Source organism: Sphingobium sp. TomMM7A, assembly GCF_055397305.1.
The window spans coordinates 1,827,308-1,847,966 of record NZ_AP027311.1 but is presented as its reverse complement, the minus strand read 5'-3'; the positions used below and the strand labels follow the sequence as shown (position 1 = coordinate 1,847,966).

The 20,659-nt window shown below is 63.3% G+C and carries 20 protein-coding genes; 8 read left to right on the top strand and 12 right to left on the bottom strand.

From position 1 onward, the window contains the following. Positions 1–69 precede the first annotated feature (69 nt). The 4 genes from ACZ5ZH_RS09180 to ACZ5ZH_RS09165 are packed head-to-tail and all read right to left on the bottom strand — an operon-like array spanning position 70 to position 4,955. Positions 70–840 (bottom strand): DsbA family protein, encoded by a 771-nt coding sequence (locus tag ACZ5ZH_RS09180; RefSeq protein ID WP_460986785.1) that lies wholly within the window; start codon positions 838–840, stop codon positions 70–72. Further along, positions 837–2,186, bottom strand: coding sequence for a M48 family metalloprotease (locus ACZ5ZH_RS09175; protein ID WP_464772624.1), 1,350 nt, complete (start codon positions 2,184–2,186; stop codon positions 837–839). Before ACZ5ZH_RS09175 ends, ACZ5ZH_RS09180 begins: the two co-directional genes overlap by 4 nt. Beyond that, entirely contained in the window at positions 2,186–2,317 is a 132-nt protein-coding gene (locus ACZ5ZH_RS09170) for a hypothetical protein (RefSeq protein WP_464771314.1), read from the bottom strand. Before ACZ5ZH_RS09170 ends, ACZ5ZH_RS09175 begins: the two co-directional genes overlap by 1 nt. Before the next feature lie 13 nt (positions 2,318–2,330). After that, complete coding sequence (locus tag ACZ5ZH_RS09165) at positions 2,331–4,955, bottom strand: Rne/Rng family ribonuclease (protein ID WP_464771313.1); 2,625 nt, start codon at positions 4,953–4,955, stop codon at positions 2,331–2,333. 479 nt (positions 4,956–5,434) lie between these two features. Between ACZ5ZH_RS09165 and ACZ5ZH_RS09160 the strand changes: the two genes are divergently transcribed. Both ACZ5ZH_RS09160 and ACZ5ZH_RS09155 read left to right on the top strand, forming a co-directional pair. Continuing rightward, positions 5,435–6,367, top strand: a complete 933-nt coding sequence (locus ACZ5ZH_RS09160) for an N-acetylmuramoyl-L-alanine amidase family protein (RefSeq protein ID WP_464772623.1) — start codon at positions 5,435–5,437, stop codon at positions 6,365–6,367. 66 nt (positions 6,368–6,433) lie between these two features. After that, a complete protein-coding gene (locus ACZ5ZH_RS09155; RefSeq protein WP_464771312.1) occupies positions 6,434–8,971 on the top strand; it encodes a penicillin-binding protein 1A in 2,538 nt (845 codons plus the stop codon). 21 nt (positions 8,972–8,992) lie between these two features. On the opposite strand, the gene ACZ5ZH_RS09150 is transcribed toward ACZ5ZH_RS09155, so the two are convergent. Then, on the bottom strand, positions 8,993–9,502 hold the full coding sequence (locus ACZ5ZH_RS09150; RefSeq protein ID WP_449474153.1) for a hypothetical protein: 510 nt from the start codon (positions 9,500–9,502) through the stop codon (positions 8,993–8,995). Positions 9,503–9,717: 215 nt separating this feature from the next. On the opposite strand from ACZ5ZH_RS09150, the gene prfB reads away from it, so the two are divergent. The 3 genes from prfB (at position 9,718) to ACZ5ZH_RS09135 (ending at position 11,991) form a co-directional block, all read left to right on the top strand. Then, entirely contained in the window at positions 9,718–10,845 is a 1,128-nt protein-coding gene (gene prfB / locus ACZ5ZH_RS09145) for a peptide chain release factor 2 (protein WP_196224571.1), read from the top strand. Continuing rightward, positions 10,845–11,579, top strand: coding sequence for a class I SAM-dependent methyltransferase (locus tag ACZ5ZH_RS09140; RefSeq protein ID WP_464771311.1), 735 nt, complete (start codon positions 10,845–10,847; stop codon positions 11,577–11,579). Before prfB ends, ACZ5ZH_RS09140 begins: the two co-directional genes overlap by 1 nt. Positions 11,580–11,679: 100 nt before the next feature. Beyond that, a complete protein-coding gene (locus ACZ5ZH_RS09135; RefSeq protein WP_449474147.1) occupies positions 11,680–11,991 on the top strand; it encodes a PilZ domain-containing protein in 312 nt (103 codons plus the stop codon). A gap of 3 nt (positions 11,992–11,994) precedes the next feature. Here the strand turns inward: ACZ5ZH_RS09135 and ACZ5ZH_RS09130 are convergent, their stop codons facing one another. Genes ACZ5ZH_RS09130 through ACZ5ZH_RS09120 form a run of 3 tightly spaced genes read right to left on the bottom strand, consistent with a single transcriptional unit; the run spans position 11,995 to position 14,098 of the window. Continuing rightward, on the bottom strand, positions 11,995–12,150 hold the full coding sequence (locus ACZ5ZH_RS09130; RefSeq protein WP_449474146.1) for a hypothetical protein: 156 nt from the start codon (positions 12,148–12,150) through the stop codon (positions 11,995–11,997). An 18-nt stretch (positions 12,151–12,168) separates the two neighbouring features. After that, complete coding sequence (locus ACZ5ZH_RS09125; RefSeq protein ID WP_464771310.1) at positions 12,169–12,879, bottom strand: hypothetical protein; 711 nt, start codon at positions 12,877–12,879, stop codon at positions 12,169–12,171. 4 nt (positions 12,880–12,883) lie between these two features. Further along, positions 12,884–14,098: a toxic anion resistance protein gene (locus ACZ5ZH_RS09120; protein WP_464771309.1), complete on the bottom strand. Its 1,215-nt coding sequence runs from the start codon at positions 14,096–14,098 to the stop codon at positions 12,884–12,886. A 191-nt stretch (positions 14,099–14,289) separates the two neighbouring features. Between ACZ5ZH_RS09120 and typA the strand changes: the two genes are divergently transcribed. Together typA and ACZ5ZH_RS09110 are read left to right on the top strand one after the other, a co-directional pair. Further along, positions 14,290–16,107: a translational GTPase TypA gene (gene typA / locus ACZ5ZH_RS09115; RefSeq protein ID WP_464771308.1), complete on the top strand. Its 1,818-nt coding sequence runs from the start codon at positions 14,290–14,292 to the stop codon at positions 16,105–16,107. Positions 16,108–16,232: 125 nt separating this feature from the next. Beyond that, positions 16,233–17,285: a DUF1176 domain-containing protein gene (locus ACZ5ZH_RS09110; protein ID WP_464771307.1), complete on the top strand. Its 1,053-nt coding sequence runs from the start codon at positions 16,233–16,235 to the stop codon at positions 17,283–17,285. Positions 17,286–17,312: 27 nt separating this feature from the next. Here ACZ5ZH_RS09110 and ACZ5ZH_RS09105 read toward each other — a convergent pair whose 3' ends face one another. Genes ACZ5ZH_RS09105 through gluQRS form a run of 3 tightly spaced genes read right to left on the bottom strand, consistent with a single transcriptional unit; the run spans position 17,313 to position 19,041 of the window. After that, positions 17,313–17,882, bottom strand: a complete 570-nt coding sequence (locus tag ACZ5ZH_RS09105) for a cob(I)yrinic acid a,c-diamide adenosyltransferase (RefSeq protein WP_464771306.1) — start codon at positions 17,880–17,882, stop codon at positions 17,313–17,315. Between the two features lie 7 nt (positions 17,883–17,889). Continuing rightward, a complete protein-coding gene (locus ACZ5ZH_RS09100) occupies positions 17,890–18,123 on the bottom strand; it encodes a twin transmembrane helix small protein (RefSeq protein WP_464771305.1) in 234 nt (77 codons plus the stop codon). A gap of 9 nt (positions 18,124–18,132) precedes the next feature. Next, positions 18,133–19,041, bottom strand: a complete 909-nt coding sequence (gluQRS, locus tag ACZ5ZH_RS09095) for a tRNA glutamyl-Q(34) synthetase GluQRS (RefSeq protein WP_464771304.1) — start codon at positions 19,039–19,041, stop codon at positions 18,133–18,135. A gap of 96 nt (positions 19,042–19,137) precedes the next feature. On the opposite strand from gluQRS, the gene ACZ5ZH_RS09090 reads away from it, so the two are divergent. Next, positions 19,138–19,704, top strand: coding sequence for an HNH endonuclease (locus ACZ5ZH_RS09090; protein ID WP_449474132.1), 567 nt, complete (start codon positions 19,138–19,140; stop codon positions 19,702–19,704). Between the two features lie 15 nt (positions 19,705–19,719). Here the strand turns inward: ACZ5ZH_RS09090 and ACZ5ZH_RS09085 are convergent, their stop codons facing one another. Next, positions 19,720–20,454: a Crp/Fnr family transcriptional regulator gene (locus ACZ5ZH_RS09085; RefSeq protein WP_449474130.1), complete on the bottom strand. Its 735-nt coding sequence runs from the start codon at positions 20,452–20,454 to the stop codon at positions 19,720–19,722. Positions 20,455–20,659: the final 205 nt, after the last annotated feature.

Genomic DNA, 20,659 nt, shown 5'->3' with positions numbered 1-20,659 from the left:
GTTCCCCTCTCCCGCCTTCGCTACGCTCGACACCCTCTCTCCTGAAGGGGAGAGGGAGAAGGTCGCCCACTACTTCGCCCGCGTCGCCGCGACAGCCTGCTTCAGCGCGTCATACCCCACCGCGCCGTTCAGAACCTGATCACCCACCACAAAGGTCGGCGTGCCCGTGGCGCGCAGCTTTTGCGCCAGCGCGATGTTCGCCTGGATTTCACCATCATATTTGCTGTTGGCCATGGCCGCCTCCGCAGCCTTTCCGTCTATGCCGACCTTGGCGGCGGCGCCCAATATGGTGTCTCGCGTGACCTTCCCGCTCGCATACAGCGCCCGATGGAAAGGCATATATTGGCCCTTTTCCGCCGCCAGCAGCGACACCTTGGCCGCATCGGCGCTCTCGTCGGACAGGATCGGCAACTCGCGATAGACGACCTTCACCCCCTTGTCCTCGCCCACCAGCTTGGCGAGGTCGGGCAGGGACGCGCGGCAATAGCCGCATGCGTAATCGAAGAATTCGACCACCGTGACATCGCCGTTGGCCGCGCCTTCCCACGCGCCCGCATAGGGTGTTTCGATCGCCTTGCGGCTTTCGCCGATGCTGTCCGACACGCGTTTCGCCTGCAGCCGCTCGACCGCTTCGGGAATGATCTCGGGATGCTCCAGAATATAGTCGCGCACGATCTTCTCGATCGCGGCCTTGTCTCCGGCGGCGACGCTGCCGCTACTCTGCATGCCTAGAGCCGCGCCAGCGGCAGTGGCGGCGATGAAGGCGAGGGCGCCAATCGTCATTTGGATGGTCCTGTTGGAAAGGGCGGCGCGAATGCCGGGTCGAGAGGTTTCGGTCATTTCTTCTTTCGCTTCTGCTCGACGGCTGCGCGGGAGACCATGGCGATATCTTGCGCTCGCAGATAGTCAACCGTGCCGGGCTTCAATCCCTGCATGGCCGCGTCCGCGCTGCGCAGCGCCATCTGGTCGTCGCCCATCAGGGCATAGCGTTCTGCCGTTGCCAGCGCCGCGCGGGGCGTGTCACCCCGCCGTTCATAGACGACCCCAAGCTGATACCAGGCGAACGGATTTTCCCGGTCGCGCGCCACAGCATTACGCAGCACCTGTTCGGCTTCGGCGAAGTTCTTGTCATCCTCCGTCGCGATCAGCGCATGGCCCAGCATGGTGGCGATCAAAGGCTGCTGCGTCAGTTTCACGGCTTCGCGCAGCGGCGGGATGGCGTCGGCGGGCTTGCCGCTTTCCAGCAGCACCTGACCCTTGAGTTCCAGGAAATAAGGGTCATGCGGCTGCGCTGTCAGAAGGGCGTTGACCTCGGCGATTGCCTTGTCGGGATAGGCGCTTTTATGCCAGGCGTAGGCGCGCGCATAATGCGCGGGGAGAGACTGATCGCTCTCGGGATATTTGATCAGCGTTTGCGTGGGTTCGGAAACGAAGCCGACCAGCTTGGCCTTGATGCGTTCGAACCGGGCTTCCAGCTTCGGATCGATCGGTTTGTCCCAAGCGGGATCGACCGTATACACTTCCCGCAGGACATTGATGCGTTCGCCGGACAGCGGATGCGTGCGGCCGTAGCTATCCTCCTGCGGGATCGCGAGACGATATTCCTGGTTCTGCAACTTCTTGAAGAATTCCAGGCTGCCCTTGCCCGACAAGCCCGCCTTGCTCAAATAGCGCGCACCCGCAAGGTCGGCCGAGCTTTCCTGCGCGCGCGAAAAGGCGAGATATTTGCCCATCGCCGCCTGCTGCCCCATGCCCAATATGCCCATGCCCGCTTCCGCGCCGCCTGCCGCAATCGCAGCGGCGCCCAGGACAAGGCTGAGCAGGGTGATGCCGGTCGCCGCCTTCATGCCTTCCGAGGACCGGATGATATGGCCGCCCTCGATATGGCCGAGTTCGTGCGCGACGACCCCTTGCAGCTGGCTCACATTGTCGGCTGCGGCGATCAGGCCGCTATGAACCCAGACATATTGGCCGCCTGCAACGAAGGCGTTGATTTCCGGATCGTTGAGAACCAGCACCTGGACATTGCGCGGTTCCATCCCCGCCGCGCTGACCAGCGGTCCCGACATGTCGGCCATGAAGGCTTCGGTTTCCGCGTCGCGCAGAATCTGTTGCGCCAGCGCGGGCTGGACCATGAATGCCAGCGACGCAGCCGCAATCGCGGCGGCACGCAGCCAGCGGCGCATCATGGCCGATCACCATGGAGCAGGGACGAACGCAGCATGTCCGCGCGCCTGCCAGCATCGCCATGAACTCCGCCTGAAGCGAGAACGCCGCCACCTTTCCGGAAAACCGGCAAGGCGGCGGCGTTGCTCATCGGGCGGACGTCCTTACTGACCGAAGGTGCGCTGCCACCATCCACGGCGCGGTGCGCTATCGTCGTCGTTCGTCTCTTCGCCATCAGCCGTCGAGACCGCGCTCTCACCTGATGCTGCCGCTGTTGCGCCAGCTTCCGGTGCCACGGCTCCTGCGATCGCGGGAGCCTCCGCCGCGTCCTGGGCAATGGCCTCAACCTTCTTGCGCCGAGTGCGCTTGGGCTTGGCGGGTGCCTCGGCTTCCGGTTCCACGCTTACGACCGGTTCGGCAGGGGCTTCGGGAGCAGCTTCTGCCTTTTTGCGCCGAGTGCGCTTGGGCTTGGCGGGTGCTTCCTCGGCTGCCTCTTCGACCGGAGCCTCGGGGGCCTCCACGGGCGCTTCCACGGCTTCCTTTGCCTTGCGAGCACGGGGGCGACGACGCGTCTTTGGCGCCTCTTCCTCCGCAGGCGCTTCGGGCGCTGCTTCTGCTACCGTCTCGGCGACAGGCTCGACAGCGGCGGGCTCGGAAGCTTCTACGGCTTCGCTCGCAGCCTCGTCGGCAACCGCTTCGCCCTCGCGACGACGGCGTCCGCCACGGCGACCGCGACGGCCACGACGGCGACCGGCCTCTTCGCCTTCGCCATGGGTGTCGACAGCGTGTTCTTCGCTCTCTTCGCCAGCCGATTCGGCTTCTTCGCCAGTTTCGTCGTCGGCACCAGCGGCAGCTTCCGCTTCACCTTCGGCGTGATGCTCATCACGCTGGCCGCCACGACGGCGACGACGGCGACGACGACGACGGCCGCCTTCGCGATCCTCGCCCCGGTCGCCGCGCTCTTCGCGCTCAGCGGCCTCGACTTCCTCGATTTCCTCTTCTTCCAGCTCCTCGACGATGTCGAGGTCATCCTCTTCCTCGACGATCGGAGCATAGCTCACCACCCGTTCCGGACGCGGGCCGCTGGCTTCCACCGACATGCGCGCGCCTTCGACCTCGCCATCGGGCAGGATGGCGATCGTCACGCCATAGCGCTGCTCGATCTCGTCCAGCTCGCGACGCTTGTTGTTGAGGACATAGAAGGCCGCTTCCTGGCTCGCGCGCAGGGTGACGAGGTTGCCGCGACCACGCGCCGCTTCCTCTTCCAGCATGCGCAGCGCGCTAAGGCCCGCCGACGATGCCGTGCGGACAAGGCCGGTGCCTTCGCAATGCGGGCACTGGCGGGTCGATGCTTCCAGCACGCCGGTGCGCAGGCGCTGGCGGCTCATTTCCATTAGGCCGAAGCCGGAGATGCGGCCGACCTGAATACGGGCGCGATCGTCCTTCAGCGCCTCCTTCATCGCCTTCTCGACCTTACGGATGTTGGAGTTCATCTCCATGTCGATAAAGTCGATGACGACGAGGCCAGCCATGTCGCGCAGGCGCAACTGGCGAGCGATTTCGCGGGCAGCTTCCAGGTTGGTGGCGACGGCGGTCTGCTCGATGCCATGCTCACGCGTCGACCGGCCGGAGTTGATGTCGATCGATACCAAGGCTTCGGTCGGGTTGATGACGAGGTAGCCACCCGATTTCAGCTGCACGACCGGATTGTACATCGCCGCCAGCTGATCCTCGACGCCCGCGCGCTGGAACAGCGACACGGCGTCGGCATATTGCTGCACCCGCCGCGCATGGCTGGGCATCAGCAGCTTCATGAAGTCCTTGGCGGCCTTATAGCCATATTCGCCCTCAACGATGACCTCTTCGATATCCTTGTTGTAGATATCGCGGATCGCGCGCTTGATGAGGTCGCTGTCATTGTGGATCAGCGCGGGCGCTTCGGACTTCAGCGTCTTTTCGCGAATCTCGTCCCACAGGCGGGCGAGATAGTCGAAGTCGCGCTTGATCTCCGGCTTGGTGCGCTGAAGGCCAGCGGTGCGGACGATGCAGCCCATGGTCGAGGGCAGGTTCATCTCCGCGACGATCGTCTTCAGCCGCTTGCGATCGGCGGCGTTGCTGATCTTGCGCGAAATCCCGCCGCCATGCGACGTGTTCGGCATCAGCACGCAATAGCGACCGGCCAGCGACAGATAGGTGGTAAGCGCCGCGCCCTTGTTGCCGCGCTCTTCCTTGACGACCTGCACCAGCAGCACCTGACGGCGCTTGATGACGTCCTGAATCTTGTAACGGCGGCGCAGAGCCATGCGCTTGCGGCGCAGTTCGTCGGCGGCTTCATCGCCACCGCGCTTCCGACGGCCACCCTTTGCGGCGCCTTCGCTGCTCTCGGCGGCCTCGCCCTCATCATCTTCATGATGGGTGGCTTCGACCAGCTCCAGACCATCGTCGCCATGATGATCATCGTCATCCTCGAAATCGGCGCGTAAAGCGGCCTCTTCCTCGGCATGCTCGCGCTCTTCGCGCAGCAGCGCCTCGCGGTCTTCGCGCGGAATCTGGTAATAATCTGGGTGGATTTCGCTGAACGCCAGGAAGCCGTGGCGATTGCCGCCATAATCGACGAACGCCGCCTGAAGCGAGGGTTCTACACGAGTAACCTTGGCGAGGTAGATATTGCCTTTGAGCTGCTTGTGCTCGGCCGATTCGAAATCAAACTCCTCGATCCGGTTACCTTTGACGACCGCGACCCGGGTCTCTTCCCGGTGGCGCGCATCGATCAGCATACGCATTGTCATTTATTATTCTCCGGCGAAGGCGGCCAGCGGCACTGGGCCGGGCTGCCACGCGATAGTGAAGGGACGAATGCAGTCGCGCCGCCAGCGGCGCGGGTGTTGCTATCGTCCGGTTTGACAGGAAAAACTGCGCTTCTGCTGCATCGGCAGGGCCGGGCAAATCGCCGGTCCGCTCCATCCACGCCGCATCGCCCGCTATCGGGCTCAGCGTGGAATGGAAATCATGCCTCATGCAGCGTCAACCTGTTCGTCGCATCGGGTCTCAAGCGCCTTGGCGCTCGCCGATGCTGCCGTGAAAGTTCCTGATGAAGAAACGGGCCTAATGTGGGCGTTTCTTTCAGGAATGTGAATGGGTAGCAGCCTAAGGCCAGCCTAGCAACGTCCCCCGCAAAATTGTTTGGTCCAGGACGAATGCTGCCATTCCTGCGTTTAATCGCTCAACATGGTGAAGCAAAGGTAAACGCGGAAGCGAATGGCCGCCGCTGAAATGGGGCTGGACGGCATGGGGCGGTGCGGGGCACAAGCGCGCCATGCTCCACGCTCTTGCCCTGGCAACTGCTTTTCTGGCCGGTCCTCAGGGGGCGGCGCGCATCAGCTTCGACAAGCCAGCCTCGATGGCGCCCCGTCCGGCCAAGCGGCTGCATAGCATCACCGTGCCGATCCCGCCGGTTGCGCGCGGCCTCTCGCTGCCACGGGTGGAAGGATCAGCCGATGTGTCACGCCCGTTGATCGTCATAGATGCGGGGCATGGCGGGCACGATCCCGGCGCGATCAACGCGGAAACCGGCGAGCGCGAAAAAGATCTGACGCTCGCGATCGCGCAGGCGATCCGGGATCAACTGGTGAAGTCGGGCAGACTTCGCGTCGCGCTGACACGGGACGACGACCGCTTTCTGGTCCTGCAGGAACGCTATGGCATCGCGCGGAAGATGAATGCGGACCTCTTCATTTCCGTTCATGCCGATTCGGCGGACAATCATGAGGCGCGCGGCGCGACAGTCTATACCCTGTCGGAAGTGGCATCGGATCGGGAAGCGGCACGGCTGGCGGCGCGGGAGAACAGGGCGGACGTTTTGAATGGCGTCAATCTGGGCGCACAGACTGACCAGGTGTCGTCTATCCTGATCGACCTTACTCAGCGCGAAACAATGAAGGAATCAGCGAATTTCGCCCGCCTTCTTCAGCGGGAGGGGGCGCCGTTCCTGACGTTCCGTACCACGTTCCACCGCTATGCTTCACTCATGGTTTTGAAGGCGCCGGACACGCCATCGGTCCTGTTCGAGACCGGCTATCTCAGCAATGCCGAGGATGCCGCCTTCCTGGCCTCGCCCGAAGGGCGCAGCCGCATCGCGAAGGGCGTTGCCAAGGCCGTCGAGATATATTTCGCCCGCAAGCTGCCCCTTGGCGGCGGCTGACCGGGGCGCGGCCCGACGATCCGCACTGGCGCTGGCCGCATTTTGACCTTAGAGCCTCCTCTCGTCATGGAAGAGGCCCGTCCCCACACCGCCCGCTTGTCCTTTGCCGACCGTTTGCGCGGGGGTGGACGCGCGTTCCGGGAAAGGCTTTCCCCCCTTTGGCAGCGGCGCTGGTTCCGCTGGGCGGCGATCGCGCTCGGCGGACTTTTCCTCGCCTATCTGCTGTTCTGGATCATCTTCGCGCGCGGCCTGCCCGACGCCGGAACGCTGCTGGAATATGAGCCGCCGCTGCCCACGATCGTGCGCGACATCGATGGCCAGCCGGTGCACAGCTATGCGCGCGAGCGCCGCGTCCAGCTTCAATATAGCGACTATCCCCCGCTGCTGATCCGCGCTTATCTGGCGGCGGAGGACAAGACTTTCTTCGAACATCATGGCGTTGATATTCCCGGCTTCTTCGGCGCCGTGTTCGACTATGTGACGAAGATCGGATCCGGCCAGCGCGCCAAGGGTGGGTCGACCATCACCCAGCAGGTCGCCAAGAACCTGCTGATTGGCGATGAATATTCCCCGACGCGCAAGGTGAAGGAAATGATCCTCGCCTATCGCATGGAAGGCGTACTGACCAAGCAGCAGATCCTCGAACTCTATTTCAATCAGATATTCCTCGGCCGGAACGCCTATGGCGTGCAGGCGGCGGCGCGCGCCTATTTCGATAAGGATGTGGGCGACCTGAAGCTGCACGAGATGGCGTATCTCGCCATCCTGCCCAAGGGGCCGGCAAATTACCGCCCCGAAAGCCCGACCGGCCACGAGCGCGCGCTCGACCGGCGCAACTGGGCGCTGGGCGAAATGTACAAGAATGGCTGGATCAGTCAGGCGCAATTGAACGAAGCGCAGGCACAACCGCTCGGCACGGTCCCACCGCATGGCTCCAGCTTCGACGCGCGCGCGGGCGGCTATTATATGGAAGAGGTCCGCCGGCGGCTTATCGAACGGTTTGGTGAAAAGGCGGAGGAGGGCCCTAACAGCGTCTATGCAGGCGGCCTGTGGGTGCGCAGCCCCTATGATCCCAAGTTGCAGGAAGGCGTCGCGACGGCATTGCGCAACGGCCTGATCCGTTTCGACGCGGGCAAAGGCTGGTCCGGCCCGTTGGGCAAGATCGACATGGCCCGTGGATGGAAGCGCGAACTGGCGGCAAGCTATATCGGGATCGATTATGCGGACTGGCGCATAGCGGCGGTTATCGACCGCAATTCTTCGGGCGCCGAAATCGGCTTTTCCGACGGATCGACCGGAACGCTGCCCGCCAGCGCCGCGCAGATGCCCTATCGGCGCGTGGGCGGCCCCGCATTCAACGGCATGAAGGCGGGAGACCTGATCGCGGTAGCCCGCAACGGATCGACCTGGGCGCTACGCAACGTGCCCGAAGTGTCCGGCGGGATGATGGCCGAACAGGTCCATTCCGGGCGCGTCCTGGCGATGCAGGGCGGCTTCGACAGTCGCTTGTCCTCCTATAATCGCGCGACGCAGGCGATGCGTCAGCCGGGTTCGACCATCAAGCCGTTCGTCTATGCCGCCGCGCTCGACGGTGGGATGACGCCAGCCTCCATCATCGTCGATGGGCCGCTATGCGTTTATCAGGGCGCGGGCCTTGGCCAGAAATGCTTCCGCAACTTTTCCGGTGGCAGCGCCGGGCCGCAGACGATGCGCTGGGGCGTGGAGCAGTCGCGCAACCTGATGACGGTGCGCGCCGCCAGCCAGACCGGCATGGATCGTGTCGTCCGCACGATCAAGGCGATGGGGATCGGCGATTATCAGCCCTATCTCTCCTTCGCTCTGGGCGCGGGCGAAACCACGGTCGAGCGGATGGTGAACGCCTATGCGATGCTCGCCAATCAGGGCCGCCAGCTTTCGCCCAAGGTGATGGATTATGTGCAGGACCGGCGCGGCAAGGTGATCTGGCCGCTGCGCTGGCGCGCCTGCGACGGCTGCAACATGGCGAACTGGGATGGAAAGCCCATGCCGCGCTTCGGTTTTGAAGGGCGGCAGGTGATGAACCCGATGACCGCCTATCAGGTGGTGCACATCGCCGAGGGCGTGATCCAGCGCGGCACTGCGACGGTCCTTGCCGACCTCAAGCGGCCGCTGTTCGGCAAGACGGGCACGACCAACGGGCCAACCAATGTGTGGTTCGTCGGCGGATCGCCCGACATCGTGGCGGGCGTCTATATGGGCTATGACCAGCCGCGCAGCCTGGGCGGCTGGGCGCAGGGTGGCCGCATCGCCGCGCCGATCTGGAAGGCGGCGATGGCGCCCGTGCTGGAAACGATGCCCAAGACGCCCTTCGTCGCCCCCGCCGGTATCCGCATGGTCACGATCGATCGCCGGTCGGGCAAGCGCGTCTATGGCGTCTGGCCCACCGACGAGCCCAAGCCCGCCGTGATCTGGGAAGCGTTCAAGCCCGAGACGGAACCGCGCCGATCGATCCGCAAGGAAGAGGTGGCCGCTCAGGAACAGGCCGCCGCCCGGCGCGAGGCGGGGTCGCAGACGCGGCAGCGGACCGACAGCGACTTCCTGCAGGATCAAGGCGGGATTTACTAACCTCCCGCCTTCGCTGACCCGTTATTGCGCCTTTGCGCGCAACCCGCCGGAGAAGCGTTTCATCAGAAATGCGAGGCCCCCGACATAGGCTGCCGCTGTCACGATGGCGACTGCCGCAGCGGCGAAATCCGCGTCCTTTTCAAATATCATGGGGTTGCCGAGCGTCAGCAGCAGCATGAAGGCATTGTTGACGATCAGGCTAGCCTGGCCGCGAATGAGTAGGTAGATCGCGACGACCACGCCAACCAATCCGATAGCCATTCCGGCCATGCCCAGAACAGTTGGCAGGCTGTGCAGCAGAAATGCCAGGCCCAATCCGCCAAGGGAACCGCACAGCGCGGGTGCGAACTCCGCAGGATTCATGCCTTTGATGCCAGCCCAATAAAGCACGAATATGAAACCGAAGAAAAGGAAGCTCGCCACGCCCAAGGCGGATCCGATGGCGTAGAAAATCCCGATGATCGGTACGAGCGCGAGTATCACGAGCACCGCCTGCGCCGGTGCGGGATGGGTAGATTGTCGTTCAGCCAAGATGTCGTTCCTCTCCTTGCGCCTCTTTTGGGCGTGGTTGAGGTGTATGGCATAGCCTCTGGAGGGACAAGGTTTGCCTGGCCTGTTGGGAGACTGCGCGGACATGGCTTGGAGGATTGAACCTTCCCAAATCCGCTGCCCTCGGATAGGGGCAGGCGTTTAGTGCGTTTCCTGCCCGATGCCGGGGAGCGCCCCGAATTGTCTGGAGAGTTCCCATGCGCGCCGAAGCGCAGCAATATATCGACCGTATCGACGCCGCGCTGGACCTGCTGCGCCGCTTCCTCGACTGGGATCGCGCGCTGCGCCGTCTCGACGAGTTGAACGCTCGCGTCGAGGACCCGACGTTATGGGACAATCAGAAGATGGCGCAGGAAGTCATGCGCGAACGCACGCGGCTGGAAGCCGCGATCGGCGCGACCCGGGCGATCGACAGCGAAAAGACCGACACCGCCGAACTCATCGAAATGGCCGAGGCCGAGGGCGATGAGGACATGGTCAATGAGGGCGTCGCGTCCCTGAAAGCGCTGGCCGACCGTGCGGACGAGGATAAGATCAAGGCGCTGCTCGCCGGTGAGGCGGATGCCAGCGACACTTACCTCGAAATCCATGCGGGCGCGGGCGGCACGGAAAGCCAGGATTGGGCGGAAATGCTGTCCCGCATGTACCGCCGCTGGGCGGAACGGCGCGGCTACAAGGTGGAACTGGTCGACTATCAGGCCGGTGATCAGGCAGGCATCAAGTCCGCGACCTTCCTGTTCAAGGGCGAGAATGCCTATGGCTATGCCAAGACCGAAAGCGGCGTGCACCGGCTGGTGCGCATAAGCCCCTATGATAGCTCGGCGCGGCGGCACACCAGTTTCTCGTCTGTGTGGGTCTATCCGGTGATCGACGACAATATCGAGATTGAGGTCAATGAAGGCGACCTCAAGATCGATACCTATCGCGCGTCTGGCGCGGGCGGGCAGCACGTCAACACCACCGACTCCGCCGTCCGCATCACCCACATTCCCTCGGGCATCATCGTCGCATCGCAGAATGACCGGTCGCAGCACAAGAACCGCGCGACGGCCATGAACATGCTGAAGGCCCGGTTGTACGAGGCCGAATTGCAGAAGCGCGAGGCGGCGGCTTCGGGCGAATATCAGGCGAAGACCGAGATCGGCTGGGGCCACCAGATCCGCTCCTATGTGCTTCAGCCCTATCAGCTGGTGAAGGACCTGCGCACCGGCGTTACCTCAACCTCTCCCGACGACGTGCTGGACGGCGCGCTCGACCCGTTCATGGCGGCTGCCCTGTCGCAGAAGGTGACGGGCGAGAAGGTCGATGTGGAGGATGTCGACTGATGATGCGGGCGGCGCTGGCGGGATCATTGTTCCTGCTGGCGGGCTGCGGCCTGTTGTCATCCGCCAAGCAGGATGACCGGCCCGCCGCCGCGCGTGATTTTCCGCGAGCCGACCGGCCGGTCGCGCCCATCGTCTCGACCCGCTGGTCCAGCGAAGAAGCGCGCGACCGCGTCAACGAAGCCGACGATATCATGGACCGCGCGGGCATCCGGCCGGGCATGACCGTGGCAGACATTGGGGCGGGCGAGGGCTATTATACCGTTCGGCTGGCCAACCGGGTGGGTGCCAAGGGTCGCGTGCTGGCCGAAGATATCATGCCCGAAGTGATCGAGGCGCTGTCCCGCCGCATCACGCGCGAGGATTGGCGCAATGTCAGCGTAAAACTCGGCGCGCCGGAAGACCCCAAGCTGCCCGAAAACAGCTTCGACCGCATCCTCATGGTCCATATGTATCATGAGATTGCGGAGCCCTATGCCTTCCTGTGGAACCTCAGCCCCGCGCTCAAGAAGGATGGCGAGCTGATCGTCGTCGATGCGGATCGCCCGACCGGACAGCATGGCACGCCGCCGCGCCTGCTGATCTGTGAACTCGCATCGGTTGGTTTTCGGCTGGAGGAACTGGTGCCCAAGCCCACGGCGGGAGGCTATTTTGCCCGCTTTCGCAGAATCGTGGCCCGGCCGTCGCCCCAAAGCATCGTGCCCTGTGCGATCAAAAGCACAGCTGATACAAATTAGCGGTTTCCCTAGGGGAAAAGGTAGCTAATGGCGAGTTAACCATGATTCTGTGGATGGCCTTGACCTTTTTGTGATTGAGTGGCCGGGGGGGAAGCTCGGTATGATTGACCAAAGCAAATTCCTGACGGGTAATGCCGAACAGCGGCGGCACACTGCACGACACAAGATGTTCGGCCCTGTCACTCTATGCGTCGGCAATGCGGAGATGCGCGGTCATTTCCTCGACCTGTCCACATCGGGAGCGTTGGCGCACTGCGAAACGCCGCCTGCTACGGGAAGTTATGTGGCGATAAAGGCGATCGGCGTAGAAACAAGCGGCCGGGTCATGTGGGCGCGGGGCAAGCGCTTCGGCATTCAGTTCAGCCAGCTCCTGGCCGATGAGGCGATCGACACCCTTATTCGGGGCAGCTGACGCTTAGCCCCGCTTGCGCCATCTTCGGAACAGGGATGCGCTGACCAATCCGCCGCCCAGCAGCGCGGCGATGACGCCCCCCGCGGAGGCGAGCGCCCACGCACCGGCGGCGAGCAGGCCAGTCAGAAAATCGACGATGATCAGCGTCAGGTGGATCATGACAGAAGGACCGCTGGCCTAGTGGCCGAGTTCCTTTGCTTCCTGATATTTGAGCTCCAGGAAGCGGTTCTGCACCGCCAGCTTGTCGATGTCGCCGCTGGCAAGTGTCTCGCTGATCCGCGCGAGTTCGGTGTCGATGACGTTCAAACCCTCGACCAGTTGCTGCTCCGGAACGCGACCGTTGCGTTCCTGGCGGCGCAGGGGGACGGGAATGGATTCATAGCCCGTGACCAGTTCGGGCAGATGGTCGGACAGCAGCTTGCGGATTTCCTGCGCGGCGGGTTCCTGATCGGTGAGGCGTTCAAGCTGGGGGGCGAGCGTTTCCAGCTTGACGCCGATGCTGTCCGCCAGAGCGACGGCGGGGGCGGGGAGGGCCTTGCGCTGATTGTCGAGCCAGATTTCGGTCTGGAGCGGCAGGGCGGAAATGGGGGCGGCTGCAAGCGCCTGCGTCCGGACGCGCGGTTCGGAGGGGAGGGCGGCGATCAGCAGCAGCGCCGCCATGATAAGCCCCAGCGCGACCATGACGCCGGTCGTGCCAAGTGGGATGAAGAAGCCCGCGACCATGCTGCCGATGAGGATGGCAAGCACTGACCAGAAGGCCCATTTCGCTTTCCGCATCAGGGCAGCGCCGCGCCTCTGCCGCGCCCGTGCCGAAAGGCTGCGCCCGCGTTCGCCGTGACGGTGAAGCACTGCCTCCGCATCGGCAAGGACCCGGTCGGACCTGCTCACTTCCTCATGCCTCGATCGCGCTCAGCAGCGGATTGTCGGCGCGCGCCTGTTGCGCGGCCTGCGCCTGACCTTCTGCGCGCGCGATATAGCCTTTCGACTTTTCCACCTCGTTCGTCAGCGTGTTTACGGTCGTCTTCATATTCTCCAGCGCCTTGGCCTTGAACGTGTCGATATTATCCATCGTGTCGTAGATATTCTGGAAAGCGCGTTGCAGCGTTGCGATCGGGATCGTGCTGGACGCGGCCTGCTCATGGATTTGCGCGGTCTGGTTCTTCAGCATCTCGCCGGTCGAATCGATCATGTTCGCGGTGGTCGTGTTGAGCGCGGTGATCTGTTCCAGCACAAGCTTCTGGCCCGCCAGCGCCTGCGCCACGGTGACGGCGGTGCGCAAAGCCGCGACGGTCGTGGTGCTGGCGCGATCGACGCCCTTCACCAGCTCGACATTGTTCTTCTTGACGAGATCAAGCGCGAGATAGCCCTGCACGGTCACGGCCATCTGCGTCAGCAGATCCTGCGTGCGCTGGCGGATGTAGAAAAGCGCGCTTTCCCGGATCGCCTTGGCCTTGGCCGGATCAGCGGAGTCGAGTTCCAGCGCCTTCGCCTCCAGCCGCGCGTCGAGCGTCTTGGAGATGTGGATCATCTGCTCCAGACGGCCCATGGTCGCCCACATATTCTGCCGCTCGACATCGATGGCGGCATTGTCCTTGATCAGCACGTCCTTGCCGCTCGCCAGTGAGCCAAGGATCGAATTGATGTGGCCCTGCGCGCTCTTATAGCCGTCGAAATAGTCGCGCAGCTTGTTGCCGAAGGGGATGATGCCGAACAGCTTCTTGGGCGCGAGCAGGCTGCCACGCTTGCCCGGATCGAGATCCTCGACCGTGCGGCGCAACTCGGCAAGGTCCGCGCCCACCTTATTGTCGCTGTCCATCGCGCGGACGGGGCGGTCGAGGAAGCGGTTGGAATGGCCCGCCGCCTCGGCGATTTCCTTGCGGCCCATATTGGTCAGTTGGTCCACCCGCTGTCCGAATTCAGGGGAATTGGCGTCCTGCGCGACAAGGTCGTCGATAAAGGCATCGACCTTCTCGTCCAGCTTGGACCGCTTTTCCTCATCGATCGGGACGAGGCCCGCGGCTTTCTCCGGCGCAACGGGCGGCACCGGATCGGGCGGCGTCAGGTTGAGCGTGTCGGCGGTCGCCGTGGTGGGCGCTGTGCTGGCCATAACGTCTCCTTCAAGCTGTTATATGTAGCTATAACAGTGGCGCTTCAATGTGGAATATGGTCGTGCGTTCCGGCCGATGCAAATGCGGCCCTCGCCCTTGCCGCAACGCGTCATTTCCTGTAGGGGCGCGCGCGATACATCTGGTCAGGCGTGGTGCCGGCCGGGAAAACCAAAATCCCAAAGGCACATGCATGTCCCTGCGTAATATCGCGATCATCGCGCACGTTGACCATGGCAAGACGACACTCGTCGACCAGCTATTCCGCCAGTCCGGCACCTTCCGCGACAACCAGCGCGTCGAAGAACGCGCGATGGATTCGAATGACCTCGAAAAAGAACGCGGCATCACCATTCTGGCGAAGCCGACCTCGGTCGAATGGAACGGCACCCGCATCAACATCGTCGACACCCCCGGCCACGCCGACTTCGGCGGCGAGGTGGAGCGCATCCTCTCCATGGTCGACGGCGTCATCCTGCTGGTCGATTCGTCGGAAGGCGCGATGCCGCAGACCAAGTTCGTGACCGGCAAGGCGCTGGCGCTGGGCCTGCGTCCTATCGTCGTCGTCAACAAGGTTGATCGTCCCGACGAGCGCATCCAGGAAGTGCTGGACGAAGTGTTCGACCTGTTCGTGACGCTCGAAGCCAATGACGAACAGCTCGACTTTCCCGTCCTCTACGCTTCGGGCCGCAACGGTTATGCCAGCGAAGACCCGCAGCGCCGCGAAGGCACTCTGGAGCCGCTGTTCCAGAAGATCGTAGATCATGTGCCGCCGCCGTCGCTGGAGCAGGACGCGCCGTTCAGCTTCCTCGTGACGCTGCTCGACCGCGACAACTTCCTCGGCCGTATCCTTACGGGTCGCGTCCAGTCCGGCACGGTCAAGGTGAACCAGGCGATCCACGCGCTCGACATGGACGGTAAGGTCATCGAAACCGGTCGCGCATCGAAGATCATGTCGTTCCAGGGCCTCGACCGCGTGCCGGTCGACGAAGCCAAGGCGGGTGACATCATCAGCCTCGCGGGCCTCACTGTCGCGACCGTCGCCAACACCATCTGCGATACCTCGGTCAGCGAGCCGATCCAGGCGCAACCGATCGATCCGCCGACCCTGTCGATGCGCTTTGCTGTCAACGATTCGCCGATGGCGGGCCGTGAAGGCAGCAAGGTGACGAGCCGTATGATCCGCGATCGCCTCGCCCGCGAAGCGGAATCGAACGTCGCGATCAAGGTGACGGAATCGGATGACAAGGACAGCTTCGAAGTCGCTGGCCGTGGCGAATTGCAGCTGGGCGTCCTTATCGAAACCATGCGCCGCGAAGGCTTTGAACTCGGCATCTCGCGTCCCCGCGTGCTGTTCGGTGAAGACGAGAATGGCGGCAAGACCGAGCCGTATGAAACCGTCGTCATCGACGTGGACGATGAATTCTCCGGCACGGTCGTGGACAAGATGAACGTCCGCAAGGCCGAGATGACGGACATGCGTCCCTCGGGCGGCGGGAAGACCCGCATCACCTTCTCCGCACCTTCGCGCGGTCTGATCGGCTATCATGGTGAATTCCTGTCCGACACGCGCGGCACCGGCATCATGAACCGCCTGTTCGAGAAATATGGCCCCCACAAGGGCAAGATCGAAGGCCGCAAGAACGGCGTCCTCATCTCGAACGGTGCGGGCGAAGCCAATGCCTATGCGCTGGGTCCGCTGGAAGAACGCGGCATCCTGTTCGTGGGCGTGGGCGAAGCGCTCTACGAAGGCATGGTGATCGGTGAGAATGCCAAGCCCGAAGACCTTGAAGTCAATCCGATGAAGTCGAAGGCGCTGACCAACTTCCGCGCCAGCGGCAAGGATGACGCCGTCCGCCTGACCCCGCCCAAGAAGATGACGCTGGAACAGGCGATCGCCTACATCGACGATGATGAAATGGTCGAAGTGACGCCCAAGAATATCCGCCTGCGCAAGCGCTACCTCGATCCGAACGAGCGCAAGCGCATGTCGCGCGCCAAGGCGGCTTGATCGAAGAGGCCGGTGCCGAAGGACACCGGCCTTTTTCATTATGGGGTTCCCGTTGGCCAAAGGCTCGTCGGGTCGCGCGAAGGAAGCTACTACCGTCCGCCTATGAATTAAGTTATACTTAACCCATGGGGGACACACGCTTAATCGCGCTGGCAGCTATGCTGTCCGCGTTCATCGCATCGGCGCCGCTTTCTGCTCAGATGCCTCGGCCCGGCACTTTGGAAACCTACAAGGACTGGACCATCGGTTGCGACAATCGCGGCCGGTGCGAAGCCGTGTCCCTGTTGCCGGAAGGCGCCGACTGGCCAGACAAGCCGGTCATGCTGAGCATTCAGCGGGATGCCGGTGGCGCGTCCGGGCCGGAAATCTCGATAAGCCGCGACGCGCGGGGACGAGAAGACGTCAGTTTCCTGGTCGATGGCCGCAAGATCGCGACGACCGCGAGCAGGGATGGAGAAGCCAGGCTGCAAGGACCGCAGGCGTCGGCGCTCGCCATCGCCATGGCGCGGGGGGCGAAGCTGGAGCTGCGGTCGGCTGGCACGCTGATCGCGCGTCCTTCGCTGGCCGGAGCCGCTGCCGCCATGCGTTATATGGACGCAAGGCAGGGGCGCGCGGGCACGATGGCGGCGCTGGTCGCCACAGGTCCGCTGGCCGCCAGCGCCGTACGTGCCGCGCCGCCGATGGTTACTATACGCCGGGCGCTTATCCCCGCAGGCGCCGCTCCGGTGACGCTGTGGCGTGAGGAACTGGCGGCGCTCGGCAAGTTCACCGCTTGTGCCGACGAGATGCGCGATGCATCCCCGCCGGAGCTTTACCGCCTTTCCCGAACTGAGACGCTGGTGCTGGTTCCCTGCGGCGCTGGTGCTTATAATTTTTCGGCGGTTCCCGTGATCGCGACCGGCATTCCGGGACGGCGCAGCTTCCGCTACGTATCCTTCGACTATCAACCGGGGTGGAGCGAGAATGCGGCCAAGCCCATGCTGGTCAACGCATCCTGGACGCCCGAAAGCGCGTCGCTGGAAAGCTATGCCAAGGGCCGGGGCCTGGGCGATTGCGGCAGCAGCGAAAGCTATGTCTGGGACGGCGTCAGGTTCCGGCTGGTATCCGCAAGCGCCATGGGCGAGTGCCGTGGCGCGTGGCACTGGATCACCACCTGGTCGGCTAAGGTCGTGCAATAGGGCTGCGGCGCCTTTGACGCACGCCCCTTAACGCGAGGCGCCGGGAACCCATTTGATGTCGTCCGCCCCATTACCATTCAGGCGACGGGCAAGGACGAAGAGCAAGTCGGACAGCCGATTGAGATAGGCGAGCGCCTGAGGGTTGAGCGCAACTTCCGTGGCCGCTGCCGTAGCGCTGCGTTCGGCCCGGCGCGTTATGGCGCGGGCGAGATGGACGGCGGCGGCGGCGGGAGACCCGCCGGGCAGGATGAAGCTGTCCAGCGGTTGCAGATCGGCATTCATGGCGTCGATCTGGTCTTCCAGCCGTTTGACCTGCGTGGCGATGATCCGCAGCGCCCAGGGTTCGTCCTGCCCCTCCGGCACTGGCGTCGCCAGGTCAGCGCCCAGATCGAACAGATCATTCTGGATCGTCGTCAGCCAGCCCGCTTCGGGCCGTTCGCCGATGGCAAGGATGGCAAGGCCGATCGCGCTGTTCGCTTCATCGACATCGCCTACTGCCTGCATGCGCGGGGCATGTTTGGGCAGGCGCGATCCGTCCACAAGGCCGGTCGTGCCCGCATCGCCGGTGCGGGTGTAGATCTTGTTCAGCTTCACCATCCGCGGATCAGCCGTTGCCCTTCATCAGCAGCAGGATCGCAACGATGATGATAGCCGCCGCCTGAAACAGGATGCGGTTCATCATCATCTTGTTCTGCTTGAGGCTGGAAGGGCTGGGCGTGCCGTCCGGCGCGTTCAGTTGCTCCTTCGTCGTCTGAAGAAAGGCGATGATGCCCCGGATCAACGCAAAGAGCGTCGCGGCCATGGCAAGGATGAGGGCGATGACAAGAACGGTATTCATGGGCTGAATCTATGACTTTGCCAGGGAAATGCCAACTGGAAAGCGCGCCGCGCGCAGATCGGCGGCGAGGGTGGCGGGATCGACGCCTTGCGCGCGCAGGTCCGCAAGGGCGATCGAGCCATCACGCTTGGCAAGGCGCTTGCCATCCGCGCCGACGAGCAGGGGATGGTGACAATAGATGGGCGATGGCAGGTCGAGCAACGCCTGAAGCAGCCGATGCACATGCGTGGCGGCAAACAGGTCTTCCCCGCGCAGAACATGGGTCGCACCCATCGCGGCATCATCGACGGTGCAGGAAAGATGGTAGCTTGCGGGTGCATCCTTGCGCGCGAGGACCACGTCGCCTGCGGTTTGGGGCCTTGCTTCTATCATTTGTTCCCGAAGGGGCAGCGCGGAGGTGGGGAGGGGGGCAGACTTCCAGTGTAGTTCCCCTGCGGCCGCAACCGCCTTCGCCATATCCAATCGCCATGCATGGGGTTCGCCCGCCGCGATCCGCCGTTCGCGCTCGGACGGAGGCAATGCGCGACAGGTGCCCGGATAAACCGGCCCCTCTGGCCCGTGGGGCGCACTCGTGCTGGCCGCGATGTCGGCGCGGGTGCAAAAACAGGGGTAGAGAAAGTCCATCTGCCGCAATCTTTGCAGCGCGGCTTCATAATCATCGAGCCGGTCGGACTGGAATATGATCTCGCCGTCCCACGCCACCCCCAACCAGTTGAGGTCTTCGACTATGCCCGCGACATGCTCCGGGCGGCTGCGGGTGCCGTCGATATCCTCGATGCGGAGGTGAAACGAGCCGCCATTCGCGCGGGCAAAATCCATCGCCATCAGAGCGGACCAGCCATGGCCGATATGCAGCCTGCCGGTGGGGCTGGGGGCGAAGCGGGTTACCACATGCTGTGGCGGGGAGGATTGGATCATACAGGCCCTTGACGGGTCGGGGTGGTTAATGCTGTCATGTTGCCGTCACGTTCCTGATCAATCAGAAACCTGACAAATGGGGTTTCGAGGGTTCTTATGTACCATCCCGACCTGATACGACATCCGGAAAACTGTCCGGCGCTGGTCCTGAACGCGGACTATACGCCGTTAAGCTATTATCCGCTCAGCCTTTGGCCCTGGCAAACCGCTATCAAGGCGGTTTTTTTGGAACGGGTGGACATCGTCGCCAGCTATGAGCGGGAGGTGCACAGCCCCAGCTTGCAGATGAAGATCCCCTCGGTCATCGCGCTCAAACAATATGTGAAGCCGTCGGAACATCCCGCCTTCACCCGGTTCAATCTGTTCCTGCGCGACCGTTTCACCTGCCAATATTGCGGGTCGCCCAGTGACCTGACCTTCGACCATGTCGTCCCCCGCCGCGCGGGTGGCCGCACGACCTGGGAGAATGTGGCCACGGCATGCTCCCCCTGCAACCTGCGGAAGGGCGGGCGCACGCCGAAGGAAGCGGGCATGCGACTGCACGTCACGCCGATCCGGCCGACAAGCTGGCAGTTGCAGGAACATGGCCGCGCCTTTCCGCCCAACTATCTGCATGAAAGCTGGCGCGACTGGCTGTACTGGGATGTCGAACTGCTGGCCTGACGCTCGCCCAGCCCGTCAGCTAAGGGCGGGAATCCAGTCCAGATCCATATCCTTGTGCCGATTGGTGTAATGGCCAATTTCTTCCAGCCTCGCCATGTTCAGCAGGGTGATGCGGCCGTTCGCCCGGCTGATTAGTCCTTCCTGTTCCATCTGGCGCACCATGCGGTTCACATGGACGGACGTCAGCCCGATCGCGTCGCCGATCTCCTCCTGCGTCAGCTTCAGGTCGAAACTGTCGGTGACGCCGTCATCCGTGACGCGCAGCCGGTCGAAAATGTCGAGCAGGAACGACGCCACGCGCGCCTTGGCCGATGTGCGGCCCAGCGATGCGAGCCGATCGGTGAGGGCGACCTTTTCCGAACTGGACAGCAGGAATAGCAGCGCCGCGACCCTGGGATATTCCTCCAGCAACCGGCGCAAGGCGTGCTTGTCGAACGGGCAGACAATGGCGTCGGACAGCGCGACGAGCGATTCGGGCGCCTTGTTGTAGATCGTGCTGGCGGAACCGATGAAATCGCCAGGGAAATAGACGCGCAGAATCTGGCGGCTGCCATCGGGCAGGATGACGAAGCTCATCACCCGCCCCTCGCGCAGCACGAACAATTCCGTCACGGTATCATTGACGCGCTGGATCATGGCCCCGCGCTTTACCTTGCGCGGATTTTCCTCCAGTCTGGTCAGCGCGTTCCTCTCCTCGTCGGACAAGGGCACGTGCTTTGCGAGCCTGTCCGCGAAACAACCTGTCGCCACCCACAGCACCTTTAATCAAGTTTGTCGTTACGGTGGCAAAACGCCCCTTTCGCCTTTTGGCTGCATTTGCGGGCCGCGCACTAAACTCGATCAATTTCAGCGACCCGAAAGTGTAAATGTTTCGCGAGCGTATCCCGGGAAGCACGGTAGCGTTAACCGCAATGATCGCTCGTGCCTTGCGCCTGACGCATTTAGCGTTAAGAAC

Bases quoted from the DNA above. Each gene is read 5' to 3' on its own strand.
- ACZ5ZH_RS09180 (WP_460986785.1), bottom strand. From the start codon at position 840: ATGACCGAAACCTCTCGACCCGGCATTCGCGCCGCCCTTTCCAACAGG.
- ACZ5ZH_RS09175 (WP_464772624.1), bottom strand. From the start codon at position 2,186: ATGCGCCGCTGGCTGCGTGCCGCCGCGATTGCGGCTGCGTCGCTGGCA.
- ACZ5ZH_RS09170 (WP_464771314.1), bottom strand. From the start codon at position 2,317: ATGAGCAACGCCGCCGCCTTGCCGGTTTTCCGGAAAGGTGGCGGCGTT.
- ACZ5ZH_RS09165 (WP_464771313.1), bottom strand. From the start codon at position 4,955: ATGACAATGCGTATGCTGATCGATGCGCGCCACCGGGAAGAGACCCGG.
- ACZ5ZH_RS09155 (WP_464771312.1), top strand. From the start codon at position 6,434: ATGGAAGAGGCCCGTCCCCACACCGCCCGCTTGTCCTTTGCCGACCGT.
- prfB (WP_196224571.1), top strand. From the start codon at position 9,718: ATGCGCGCCGAAGCGCAGCAATATATCGACCGTATCGACGCCGCGCTG.
- ACZ5ZH_RS09140 (WP_464771311.1), top strand. From the start codon at position 10,845: ATGATGCGGGCGGCGCTGGCGGGATCATTGTTCCTGCTGGCGGGCTGC.
- ACZ5ZH_RS09135 (WP_449474147.1), top strand. From the start codon at position 11,680: ATGATTGACCAAAGCAAATTCCTGACGGGTAATGCCGAACAGCGGCGG.
- ACZ5ZH_RS09130 (WP_449474146.1), bottom strand. From the start codon at position 12,150: ATGATCCACCTGACGCTGATCATCGTCGATTTTCTGACTGGCCTGCTC.
- ACZ5ZH_RS09120 (WP_464771309.1), bottom strand. From the start codon at position 14,098: ATGGCCAGCACAGCGCCCACCACGGCGACCGCCGACACGCTCAACCTG.
- typA (WP_464771308.1), top strand. From the start codon at position 14,290: ATGTCCCTGCGTAATATCGCGATCATCGCGCACGTTGACCATGGCAAG.
- ACZ5ZH_RS09110 (WP_464771307.1), top strand. From the start codon at position 16,233: ATGGGGGACACACGCTTAATCGCGCTGGCAGCTATGCTGTCCGCGTTC.
- ACZ5ZH_RS09105 (WP_464771306.1), bottom strand. From the start codon at position 17,882: ATGGTGAAGCTGAACAAGATCTACACCCGCACCGGCGATGCGGGCACG.
- ACZ5ZH_RS09100 (WP_464771305.1), bottom strand. From the start codon at position 18,123: ATGAATACCGTTCTTGTCATCGCCCTCATCCTTGCCATGGCCGCGACG.
- gluQRS (WP_464771304.1), bottom strand. From the start codon at position 19,041: ATGATCCAATCCTCCCCGCCACAGCATGTGGTAACCCGCTTCGCCCCC.
- ACZ5ZH_RS09090 (WP_449474132.1), top strand. From the start codon at position 19,138: ATGTACCATCCCGACCTGATACGACATCCGGAAAACTGTCCGGCGCTG.